11 protein-coding genes and 1 other RNA gene are annotated in these 10,379 nt (G+C 60.9%); 9 read left to right on the top strand and 3 right to left on the bottom strand.

Annotated elements, in window-relative coordinates; translation table 11 throughout:
- From prfB to smpB, 6 genes are all read left to right on the top strand, one after another.
- Nucleotides 1-1,052, top strand: a 1,052-nt coding sequence (gene prfB, locus QM600_RS22420; protein WP_283263738.1) for a peptide chain release factor 2, incomplete at its 5' end; no start/stop codon positions are given.
- A gap of 18 nt (nucleotides 1,053-1,070) precedes the next feature.
- The gene (locus tag QM600_RS22415; RefSeq protein ID WP_283263737.1) at nucleotides 1,071-1,964 is read left to right on the top strand and encodes a mechanosensitive ion channel family protein; all 894 of its coding nucleotides are present in this window, start codon (nucleotides 1,071-1,073) and stop codon (nucleotides 1,962-1,964) included.
- Complete coding sequence (locus tag QM600_RS22410; RefSeq protein ID WP_283263736.1) at nucleotides 1,961-2,440, top strand: Rv3103c transmembrane domain-containing protein; 480 nt, start codon at nucleotides 1,961-1,963, stop codon at nucleotides 2,438-2,440. Before QM600_RS22415 ends, QM600_RS22410 begins: the two co-directional genes overlap by 4 nt.
- 73 nt (nucleotides 2,441-2,513) lie before the next feature.
- Nucleotides 2,514-3,194, top strand: coding sequence for a cell division ATP-binding protein FtsE (gene ftsE / locus QM600_RS22405; RefSeq protein WP_502943062.1), 681 nt, complete (start codon nucleotides 2,514-2,516; stop codon nucleotides 3,192-3,194).
- Nucleotides 3,195-3,278: 84 nt separating this feature from the next.
- The gene (gene ftsX, locus QM600_RS22400; protein ID WP_283263734.1) at nucleotides 3,279-4,184 is read left to right on the top strand and encodes a permease-like cell division protein FtsX; all 906 of its coding nucleotides are present in this window, start codon (nucleotides 3,279-3,281) and stop codon (nucleotides 4,182-4,184) included.
- Nucleotides 4,185-4,275: 91 nt separating this feature from the next.
- Nucleotides 4,276-4,752 carry an SsrA-binding protein SmpB gene (gene smpB, locus QM600_RS22395; protein WP_094272170.1) on the top strand — a complete coding sequence of 159 codons (477 nt, stop codon included), beginning with the start codon at nucleotides 4,276-4,278 and terminating at the stop codon, nucleotides 4,750-4,752.
- A gap of 19 nt (nucleotides 4,753-4,771) precedes the next feature.
- On the opposite strand, the gene QM600_RS22390 is transcribed toward smpB, so the two are convergent.
- The gene (locus QM600_RS22390) at nucleotides 4,772-5,356 is read right to left on the bottom strand and encodes a helix-turn-helix domain-containing protein (protein WP_283263733.1); all 585 of its coding nucleotides are present in this window, start codon (nucleotides 5,354-5,356) and stop codon (nucleotides 4,772-4,774) included.
- Between the two features lie 65 nt (nucleotides 5,357-5,421).
- Here QM600_RS22390 and QM600_RS22385 point away from each other — a divergent pair, with 65 nt between their 5' ends.
- The 3 genes from QM600_RS22385 (at nucleotide 5,422) to ssrA (ending at nucleotide 8,314) form a co-directional block, all read left to right on the top strand.
- Nucleotides 5,422-6,381, top strand: a complete 960-nt coding sequence (locus QM600_RS22385) for an NAD(P)/FAD-dependent oxidoreductase (protein WP_283263732.1) — start codon at nucleotides 5,422-5,424, stop codon at nucleotides 6,379-6,381.
- A 27-nt stretch (nucleotides 6,382-6,408) separates the two neighbouring features.
- Complete coding sequence (locus QM600_RS22380; protein WP_283263731.1) at nucleotides 6,409-7,878, top strand: SDR family oxidoreductase; 1,470 nt, start codon at nucleotides 6,409-6,411, stop codon at nucleotides 7,876-7,878.
- A 65-nt stretch (nucleotides 7,879-7,943) separates the two neighbouring features.
- Nucleotides 7,944-8,314: a transfer-messenger RNA gene (ssrA, locus tag QM600_RS22375) on the top strand.
- 226 nt (nucleotides 8,315-8,540) lie between these two features.
- On the opposite strand, the gene QM600_RS22370 is transcribed toward ssrA, so the two are convergent.
- Entirely contained in the window at nucleotides 8,541-8,912 is a 372-nt protein-coding gene (locus QM600_RS22370; protein WP_283263730.1) for a hypothetical protein, read from the bottom strand.
- Nucleotides 8,913-9,014: 102 nt separating this feature from the next.
- Nucleotides 9,015-10,358, bottom strand: coding sequence for an HNH endonuclease signature motif containing protein (locus QM600_RS22365; protein ID WP_283263729.1), 1,344 nt, complete (start codon nucleotides 10,356-10,358; stop codon nucleotides 9,015-9,017).
- Nucleotides 10,359-10,379: the final 21 nt, after the last annotated feature.

Genomic DNA, 10,379 nt, shown 5'->3' with positions numbered 1-10,379 from the left:
GCGAATCGGTTGTGGACGTCGAGGAGCTGCGCCGACGCATCGACGAGCTCGAGCATCAGGCCGCAGATCCGGGCCTGTGGAACGACCAGGACCACGCCCAGCAGGTCACCAGTGCTCTCTCGCACGCGCAGGCAGAACTGCGTCGTATCGTCGCACTGCGGGAGCGGCTCGACGAGATGCCGATTCTCTACGAGTTGGCCGAGGACGAGGGCGACGACGCCCTGGCCGACGCCGACGCCGAGCGTGCGAGCCTGCGCGAGGACATCGCGGCCATGGAAGTCAAGACCATGCTCTCCGGCGAATACGACGAGCGCGACGCGCTGATCAACATCCGCTCCGGCGCCGGCGGCATCGACGCCGCGGACTGGGCCGAGATGCTGATGCGTATGTACATCCGCTGGGCTGAGAAGCATGACTACGGCGTCGAGGTCTACGACACGTCGTATGCCGAAGAAGCCGGTCTCAAGAGTGCGACCTTCGCGATCAAGGGTCCGTACACCTACGGCACTCTGTCTGTGGAGATGGGCACGCACCGCCTGGTCCGGATCAGCCCGTTCGACAACCAGGGCCGTCGTCAGACGTCGTTTGCCGAGGTCGAGGTCCTGCCCGTGGTCGAGACCACAGACCACATCGAGATCAACGAAAACGACATCCGCGTCGACGTCTATCGCTCCTCGGGTCCCGGCGGTCAGTCCGTGAACACCACCGACTCCGCGGTACGCCTGACGCACATCCCGACGGGCATCGTCGTGACCTGTCAGAACGAGAAGTCGCAGCTCCAGAACAAGGTGTCCGCGATGCGCGTCCTGCAGGCCAAGTTGCTGGCCGTCAAGCGGCAGGAAGAGCGCGCCGAGATGGATGCGCTCAAGGGCGACAGCGGCAGTTCGTGGGGTAACCAGATGCGTTCCTACGTCCTGCACCCGTACCAAATGGTCAAGGATCTGCGTACCGAGTACGAGGTCAACAACCCATCCGCTGTTCTCGACGGCGATATCGACGGTTTCCTCGAGGCCGGCATCCGCTGGCGCATGAGCGAGGACCAGACCGCATAGCTTTTACAGAAAGGCACGATGAATTTTCTGCAACCAGGTGAAACACTGGTCGCGTGGCTGAAGGACGATGGGTTGTCGATTCTGACAACCGTGCTCGGAGCGTTGCTCTTGGCTCGTTTTGTCAGTTGGGGCGGCAACAAGGTCACCGACCAGATCGACTCCAACTATCAGTTGGGTGACGCGCTGGTCCGCTCGGAGGCCACCAAGCATCGCCATTCGGTGGCGCAGGTGATCACGTGGGTGATCATCACGTTCATCTACGTCATCGCGACGATGAAGGTGCTCGACCAGTTGAACCTGCCGATCGGAAGTCTGGTTGCTCCGGCGACCGTTCTGGGTGCGGCGCTCGGCTTCGGCGCGCAGCGGGTTGTGCAGGACATTCTTGCCGGATTTTTCATCATCACCGAACGCCAGTACGGGTTCGGTGACACCGTGCGACTAGCCATTACCGGTTCGTCCGACGATGCCGAAGGCGTCATCGAGGACGTGACATTGCGTGTCACACGGATGCGCAATGCCGATGGTGAAGTGATCACCGTCCCGAACGGTCAGATCGTGAAAGCGACCAACCTGTCCAAGGATTGGGCGCGTGCTGTCATCGACGTCCCGGTTCCCGCGACTGCCGATCTCACCCGAGTCAACGAGGTGTTGCGCCAGGTCGGAGTCGACGCGATGTCGGATCGTGGACTCAAGAAACTGCTTCTTGACGAGCCGACGGTCATGGGCGTCGAAAGCCTCGAAGTCGACCAGGTCATGATTCGAATGGTCGCGCGCACCCTGCCCGGTAAGCAGTTCCAGGTGAGCCGCGCATTGCGAGTTCGCGTTGCTGCGGCATTGCGGCGTCAGGGAATTACCGTCACACCCGGAATTCATACGGACAGTACGACCGGTACCGAGGAGGCGAGCGAATGACCGATCAGGAACCTCGTCGTGGCCTCGAAAAACTCTTGCATCTGGACTGGTTGCCGGCGACCTTGTTCGGCGGCCGAATGCGGACGTCCACATTCATCTTGATCGTGGCGTGGCTTCTAGCCGGCTTCGCTCACTCGACTTTCAACCCGGTGCCGCAGCCGGTTTCGCCTGCGCCAGCTGCCGACTCGTCGGTGACGGAGCCGTACGTGCAACCACGGGAGAATACGTCGACAGAAAGTACGACGACAACCACCACCGCGGTGCCAACCACCACGGAGTCCGCGCCCGCCGGCACCGGTGGATCCACCACCCAAAGGGCTCCGGGAGCGTCGACGACTACCGGTGTGCCACCGGCTCCTCCGCCGGTCTCCGAGGAGGTACCGGCGAATCCGGGTCAGGCCGGCGTCACGACGTCCACTGCGACCACCACGACGCCCCCACTGACACAAGCTCCGACAACCACCGAAACGCGGTAAATCGGGCGGTGTCGCAGCGCGTTGCTCCAAGGTCACTGTTATATAACGGCTAGACTGGCTCGTTGTGATCAGCATGAAGAATGTGTCGAAGTCCTACAAGGCCTCCACCAGGCCGGCGCTCGACAACGTCAGTGTGGAGGTGGAGAAGGGGGAGTTCGTCTTCCTCATCGGCCCCTCCGGCTCCGGCAAGTCGACCTTCATGCGCCTACTCCTCAAGATGGAGTCACCCACCTCGGGTGATATCGAAGTCGGTGAATTCCACTTCAACAAGTTGGCGGCGCGTCGAGTTCCGAAGCTTCGCCAGAGCATGGGATGCGTATTCCAGGACTTCCGGTTGCTCCAGCAGAAGACGGTGTCCGAGAACGTCGCGTTTGCCCTGGAAGTTATCGGCAAACCGCGAAACGTGATCGCCCGAACAGTCCCCGAGGTCCTCGAAATGGTGGGACTGTCCGGAAAAGCTGATCGCCTTCCGACCGAACTGTCCGGCGGTGAGCAGCAGCGCGTCGCGATCGCACGAGCCTTCGTCAACCGTCCGCTGGTACTGCTCGCCGACGAACCCACCGGCAACCTTGACCCGGAAACCAGTCAGGACATCATGCTGCTCCTCGAGCGGATCAACCGCACGGGAACCACCGTCGTCATGGCGACCCACGACCACCACATCGTCGACTCCATGCGTCGACGCGTCATCGAACTCGATCTCGGCAAGGTCAGCAGAGACGAAGCGCGGGGTGTGTACGGCGTCGGCAGATAAACGCCGACGGCTCTACCACTCATCCCGTACGCCCACCGGCCGCTGTGAAGCGGCCGATCATTCGAGAAGGAATCGGATTCCCCGATGCGCGCCAGTTTTATTTTCAGCGAGGTCCTGACCGGCCTGCGCCGCAACATCACGATGACTATCGCCATGATCCTGACGACGGCGATTTCGTTGGGTCTCTTCGGTGGCGGACTGCTCGTCGTGCAGATGGCGGGCAAGACGCAGCAGATCTTCCTCGAGCGAGTTGAGGTCCAGATCTTTCTGACCGACGACATTTCGTCGATGGACCCCGGTTGTGAGCAGGAAATTTGCAGCTCCCTGCGGAAAGAACTCGAGCAGACTCCGTCAGTGGTGGCGGTGCAGTTCCTCAACCGCGACGACGCGGTGAAGGATGCCACTGAGCGAGTGTTCAAGGACCAACCCGAGCTGGCAGCACTGGTAAGCCCGGACAGCTTCCCGGCGTCGTTCAAGGTCAGGCTCAGTGATCCGGAGCGATTCGGTGTCATCAACGACACCTTCGGTACCCGGCCGGGTGTCGAGAGCGTTCTCAACCAGCGCGAGCTCGTCGACCGTCTGTTCAGTGTTCTCGGGGGAGTGCGCAACGCTGCGTTCGCTATCGCCATCGTGCAGGCAATTGCTGCAATTCTGTTGATTGCCAACATGGTTCAGATCGCGGCATTCACGCGTCGTACCGAGGTCAGTATCATGCGATTGGTGGGCGCGACGCGTTGGTACACGCAGCTTCCGTTCCTCCTCGAAGCCATGGTTGCCGCATTGATCGGTGCAGTGCTTGCCATCGCCGGACTGTTCACAGCTAAGAATGTCTTCATCGACGGTGTGCTGGCCGACGTGTACGAAGCCAACATCGTCGCCCGGATTTCGAACAGTGACATCCTGTTCGTCTCGCCGTTCCTGGTTCTCGCAGGCGTGGGAATGGCGGCGATCACGTCGTACATCACCTTGCGCCTGTACGTCCGGGAATAATCAGTTTGTGTGAGCTTCTATGCTGGTGCATACAGAAACATTCGGTAAGACAGCAATATTCGGTAAGACAGCGGACTGAGAGGCCCGGACAGTGAAGGAACAGGGCCGCAAGGTCATTGCGACCAATCGCAAAGCGCGTCACAACTACACGATCATCGACACCTACGAAGCCGGAATCGCGCTCGTCGGCACCGAGGTCAAGAGTTTGCGCGAAGGAAAAGCGTCGCTCGTCGACGCATTCGCAACAGTAGACAACGGTGAGGTGTGGTTGCGATCGCTGCACATCCCGGAGTACACGCAGGGTAGTTGGACGAATCATTCGCCGCTTCGCGTTCGGAAACTGTTGCTGCACAAGCGTGAGATCGAGCATCTTGTGGGCAAGACCCGCGAGGGTAACCAGACACTGGTTCCGCTGTCGATGTATTTTGTCGACGGCAAGGTCAAGGTCGAGCTGGCTCTCGCGAAGGGTAAGCAGGACTACGACAAGCGTCAGGACATGGCCAAGCGCACCGCTGAGCGTGAGGTGACCCGCGAACTGGGCCGTCGTATCAAGGGAATGCGCGGATAGCGCTGCTCTATCTGCGACTCTAACCTCGGCGATCCGCTGGGGCCGCGCGCAAATGTACGCGTTCGCCTTGTTTGCCGAACAGGCTGATGATCTCGGCGGGGCGACCGTCGGCGGCGCTGAATCGGTGGGGGATTCGAGTGTCGAACTCGGCTGCCTCGCCGGCTCCCATCACGAAATCGCGATCGCCGAGTTGAAGCCGGACACGGCCTGACAGTACGTAGAGCCACTCGTACCCTTCGTGAGTGCCAGGCTCGCGGATGTCGTCGGTTGGCGCCAGGATCATCTTGTACGCCTGTAGATTTCCGGGCTGGCTGGTCAGTGGGACGATCGTCATGTTTCCGACGGTTTGAGGCTCTTCGCGGACTCGGGGGTCTTCGATGCCACTGTTGACCAGATCGTCCAAGGGCACACCGTGGGCTTTGGCGATGGGGAGCAGGAGTTCTAAGTTCGCTTTGCGGCTACCGGATTCGAGGCGGGACAACGTGCTGACGCTGATGCCGGTTGCTTCGGATAGATCGGTCAGGGTCATGTCGGATTGCTGACGCAGGTTGCGCAGGCGCGGCCCGATTCCGGCAAGGACAGCTTCGAACGTTGTGTCGGTCATGCAATCAGTTTGCCAAACTGGCAATAGGGTTTGTCAAGAATGGGGTTCGATGTCACTCTGGATTCATGACAAAGAACACGTACGACGTAGCAGTAATCGGCGGCGGCGCAGCCGGATTGAATGCGGCGCTCATCCTGGGTCAGGCGCGCCGGTCCGTCGTTGTTTTCGACAACGGTGCGCCGCGCAACGCAGCCGCCGACCACATGAACGGTTTTCTCTCCCGCGACGGGATGAATCCGGCCGAGTTGGTGACCATCGGTCGCGGCGAGGTCCGGAAATTCGGCGGTGAGTTTCACGACGGCACAGTAGTGGCAGTTGTGCGCACCGATGACGGATTCGTGATCGAACTCGCGGACGACAGCACGATGTCGGTGCGTAAGGTCCTCGTGGCGACAGGTCTCACCGACCGACTCCCAACCGAACTGGAAGGCTTCGGTGAGCGTTGGGGCCGCGACGTACTGCACTGCCCCTACTGTCACGGATACGACGTACGTGATCAGCCGCTGGGTATCATCGCGAAAAATGTCGATATGGCGATGCATCAGGCGGTCATGGTGCGTCAGTGGTCGGACGATGTCGTTCTGTTCCTGCATCGCATTGCCGAGTTGGGGGCTGAGGATCGAGAAAAGCTTGCCGCGCTCGATATTTCGATTGTCGACGGCCTCGTTGCTGCGCCAGTGGTCGACGACGATCGACTGGTTGGATTGAAATTGGCGGACGGCACGACTGTTGCGCGTTCGGCTGTTTTTGTCGGCGGCGCGATCACGATGGACCCCAATGATTCGATTCTGCGATCGTTCGGCGCTGCGACCGCGACGACGATGATGGGGGAGTTCGTGACAGCCGACGCGATGGGAGCTACCAGCGTTGCGGGTGTCTGGGCGGCGGGCAATGTCGTGGATCCCGGTGCGCAGGTCATCATGGCTGCTGCAGCGGGAGCGAAGGCCGGCGCGGGAATCAATATGGCACTCACTGCGGATGATCTGGAAACCGCGCTGGCGTTGCGCCGCTCAATTTCTGCCTGAACCGCGCTCTCTGGGTAGCGTGGGGTGATGGAGACGGTGAGAGTTCTGGTTACAGGAGCAACCGGGTACATCGGTGGGAGGCTTGCCCCTCGGTTGGTCGAGGCGGGGCACTACGTTCGGGTTTTAGTGCGCAGTCCCGAGAAGTTGCGCGACGTTCCGTGGCGTGACTCCGTCGAAATCGTTCGCGGCGATTTGACCGACAAGGACTCGCTTGCAAGCTCATTCGAGGATATTGACATCGTCTATTATCTCGTGCATGCGATGGGCGGCGGCGGGTCGTTCTCGGAGATCGACAAGCGCAGTGCGGAGAACGTGGCGGTGGCGGCCGCTGCCGCCGGAGTTCGCCGGATCGTCTATCTCGGTGGACTGCATCCCCCCGAGGGAGAACTGTCGACGCATTTGAAATCACGACTCGAAGTCGGTCAGATCTTGCTCGACTCCGATGTTCCGACGGTTGTCTTTCAAGCGGGAGTCGTGATCGGTTCGGGGTCGGCATCTTTCGAGATGGTGCGTCACCTGACCAATCGCCTGCCTGTGATGACCACGCCGAAATGGGTGCACAACAACATTCAGCCGATTGCTGTTCGAGACGTCCTCTACTACCTGGTGGCAGCGGCCGCCGTGACGCCGGAAGTCAATCGTGCATTCGATATCGGTGGCCCGGACGTGATGCAGTACGGAGAAATGATGAACACCTATGCGGAGATCGCCGGGTTGGTGCGTCGACGCATCCTGGTACTTCCGGTGCTGACACCGCGTCTGGCCGGCCATTGGGTGGGACTGGTCACGCCGATCCCTCGGGGGTTGGCGATGCCTCTCATCGAGTCCTTGCAGAACGACGCAGTCATGCACGATCACGACATCGACGACTTCATCCCACCGCCGCCAGGGGGACTCACGCCGTACCGCGAAGCTGTGCGCTTGGCGCTTCGCAAGGTCGAGAACGGCGAGGTGGAGACCGCCTGGTCGGGTGCCGCCATCGCCGGTGCTCCATCCGATCCGCTTCCGTCTGATCCGGATTGGGCCGGTGAAACGGTGTACGTCGACCATCGGGAACGCGACTGCGCTGCAGATCCGCAAACCTTGTGGTCGGTCGTCGAATCCATCGGCGGTGAGAACGGTTGGTACTCATTCCCTTTGGCGTGGGCGATTCGAGGGTGGATGGATCGCGCGGTCGGCGGTGTCGGGCTCCGGCGAGGCCGGCGTGATCCGCGTCGGCTCAATACCGGTGAGGCCTTGGACTTCTGGCGTGTCGAAGAAATCGATCGCGGAAAATTGCTTCGACTGCGAGCGGAGATGAAAGTGCCCGGGGGAGCATGGCTGGAGTTGCGCGTATCCGAGGGGGTGGATGGTGGTTCGCACCTCGATCAACGGGCTGTTTTCTTCCCCCGTGGTCTCGCCGGACGGATGTATTGGTACGCGATCCTGCCCTTCCACGGGGTCGTTTTCCAGGGCATGATCACCAACATCACGGGTGCAGCAGAACGTGCGCGTTAATTGGTATGACTTCCGAACGTCGGCGCGTTATAGTAGGTGGCCCCACGAAAGACGCGGGGCCACACGGGGCTGAACGGTTTCGACTGCGTGTGTTGAGTTAGGGGAAGCGTGTCGGTGCAGGCAAGAGACCACCGTAAGCGTCGCTGCAAACCTATAAGCGCCGATTCCAATCAGCGCGACTACGCTCTCGCTGCCTAAGTAGCGAAGCGTGTCTGTCAGCCCGGGGTTGCCCTCGACTCGGTTCCTGGCATCAGCTAGAGGGCTTTACTGTTTGGCTCGGTCACGGGGTCGAATGGGACATCAAACAGTGACTGGGATCGTCATCCTGGCTTGTCTGCGAGACTGGGAGATCCAAGTAGAGACTTAGCAGACTGCACACGGAGAAGCCCTAGCGATTCAACGTAGGACCCGGGTTCAATTCCCGGCAGCTCCACAACAGGTCGGGTCGGAGAGTTCACACTCTCCGGCCCGACCTTTTTGTGTTGTCAGGGGCTCTGTACGGTCAGGGGCTCTGTACGGTAAGCGATTGTCGATCAGGAGCCGAAGAATCCAAGGTCGATGGAGCCCGCAAATGCCGAGGCTCCGCAGAATGGTCGGGGTATTGTCCGCGATCGTGTAGTCGCCGGTGGCCTTGCCTGCCCTGTATCCGGCGCCGCGAGCGATCACAAATGTGGTTTCCTCTGCTGCGGTTCATCGACGGCGTTGATGATTTTTCCGACCTCTACGTCGACAGACTCGATGCCCTTGTCGTATCCGGGTCCGTTGGTGCCGGCTTCGTGCCCCGCGCCGTCGACCTGATCCAGTTGGGTGACGACATCGGCCTTCGGAGTGCCGCTGGATGCGATGTTGTTGATGCCGCCCCAGGTGGAGATCGACTCGGTCAGCAGAGCGGGGTTGGCTGCCTCGATCCGGGTGAAGACGGTGGGGTAGAGATCGTAGCGAGCGCCGGCAAACGTGTTCGTGGTTCCGGCGACTACCGCGCCGGCGAGGAGGAAGGTGAGAGCGGCTGAGATACGCGCGATTTTCTGGGTCACACGAGGGAGCCTAGGCACGTTGCACTCCCTGAATGGTCATGTCGGACTCCGATTGGACTAGACCAATTATTCGTCTGTGTGGATTGTTTACCTCACGTTCGTTCACGCGGCCCAACTGTCGAGAATGACGCTGACTGCATGGTCCAGGTGCAGAGGTTCTCCTCCCCAACTCGGGATGATCGCGTCGTCCGGGATTTCACCACGCAGGAGTCGGTCTGCCAGGCCGCTGATTGGCGGCGCCGGGGCCAAAACATCTCCGTCCGGGGTGCGAAACTCGAATTGTTGTTCTCCGAGTGCGGCAATGGTGAATTGGTCGTGGTGCAAAGCCCGGTGGCAAGTGCCACATAGCATGATGAGGTTGTCCAGATTGGTCTTCCCGCCGCGGCCCCAAAACCGGACGTGGTGAGCGTGCAGAAATCTGGTCCGTCCGCATCCTGGTGTGCGGCAACATCCGTCGCGGTAGTTCAAGGCCAGCATCTGTTTGGCGCTGGTGACGCGGGTACGGCGGCTGAGACTCAGGACGCACCCGTTTTTGGTCTTCGCCAGTCGGAGGCGGGCGTTGCAGAGCACTTCCTCCGCGTCATTTTCGGGGAGCGCCGGTCCGCCTGGTATCCGGACGGTGTCGTGTTCATGGAAAAACACCACTTCGGTGGCGCTGCTGGCTCTCGTTGCGGGGTTTGCGACTGCTGTCGCCGCGATGTCAGCCATCGTCAGAAGTGCGGGTCCGATGTCTCCAGGTGGCTTCTTGGCTGCATTTGCTTGTGTAACAGGTTCTTCCGGATCAGCTGAGTCGGTTGGGGCCGTTTCCGGCGGGGAATGTTCCGGCGAGGTTCGGGTGCGTTCACGCTCGGCTGCGGTGACTGCTGCGATGAGTCGGGCTCCGTCTTGCGCCGGGAGACGGCCTTTGACGACAAAATCGCCGGTGTCGGGGTCCCAATGCCATCGGATCTGGAAGCGGTCGGGTGATTTCCGACGTGCGCTTTCCTTATCGGAGCCGGTATGGAGGCCGGCGACAAGGCGGTCGATCTGGGCGGCGGGTGCCTCGCGGCCCAGACGGACCATTTGCGCCTCATTGGCCGGTGTGGCGACGCGGGTAAGCGCACGAACTTTGGAATACGACAATCGACCTTGCTCGAACGCCTGTTGCATCTTCGGTAGCGGGCGGAGTGCTTTGGCGACGCGCACGTATTCGCGTCCGGTATGCAGACTGAGTCCGCATTTCCAGGACAGCCAGTGGGCGCAGGAGTGAAGCCCGGGGCCGGTCCAACCTCGTTGTTCGTCAAAGTCGCCCAGGAGGGTGAGGAATCGGGCGGTGGCCGCCGCAATGTGGCCGGCGAGTGCGCAGATTTCGACGCCGATACTGTCGACAGCCTCCCTCGCTGATTCCTTGTCAGTGCCCCTCTCCGTAACCCTGTCTGTTGCTCTGTCCAGTTCCATCGTGTCCATCGCCAACCCCCTGGCTCGAAT

It is taken from the genome of Rhodococcus sp. IEGM 1379, from assembly GCF_030056815.1.
Taxonomy (GTDB): domain Bacteria; phylum Actinomycetota; class Actinomycetes; order Mycobacteriales; family Mycobacteriaceae; genus Rhodococcus_F.
This window is presented reverse-complemented; position numbering and strand designations above follow the sequence as displayed.

Coding starts and splice junctions, on each gene's coding strand:
- QM600_RS22415 (WP_283263737.1), top strand. CDS start 1,071: ATGAATTTTCTGCAACCAGGTGAAACACTGGTCGCGTGGCTGAAGGAC.
- QM600_RS22410 (WP_283263736.1), top strand. CDS start 1,961: ATGACCGATCAGGAACCTCGTCGTGGCCTCGAAAAACTCTTGCATCTG.
- ftsE (WP_502943062.1), top strand. CDS start 2,514: ATGAAGAATGTGTCGAAGTCCTACAAGGCCTCCACCAGGCCGGCGCTC.
- ftsX (WP_283263734.1), top strand. CDS start 3,279: ATGCGCGCCAGTTTTATTTTCAGCGAGGTCCTGACCGGCCTGCGCCGC.
- QM600_RS22390 (WP_283263733.1), bottom strand. CDS start 5,356: ATGACCGACACAACGTTCGAAGCTGTCCTTGCCGGAATCGGGCCGCGC.
- QM600_RS22385 (WP_283263732.1), top strand. CDS start 5,422: ATGACAAAGAACACGTACGACGTAGCAGTAATCGGCGGCGGCGCAGCC.
- QM600_RS22380 (WP_283263731.1), top strand. CDS start 6,409: ATGGAGACGGTGAGAGTTCTGGTTACAGGAGCAACCGGGTACATCGGT.
- QM600_RS22365 (WP_283263729.1), bottom strand. CDS start 10,358: ATGGACACGATGGAACTGGACAGAGCAACAGACAGGGTTACGGAGAGG.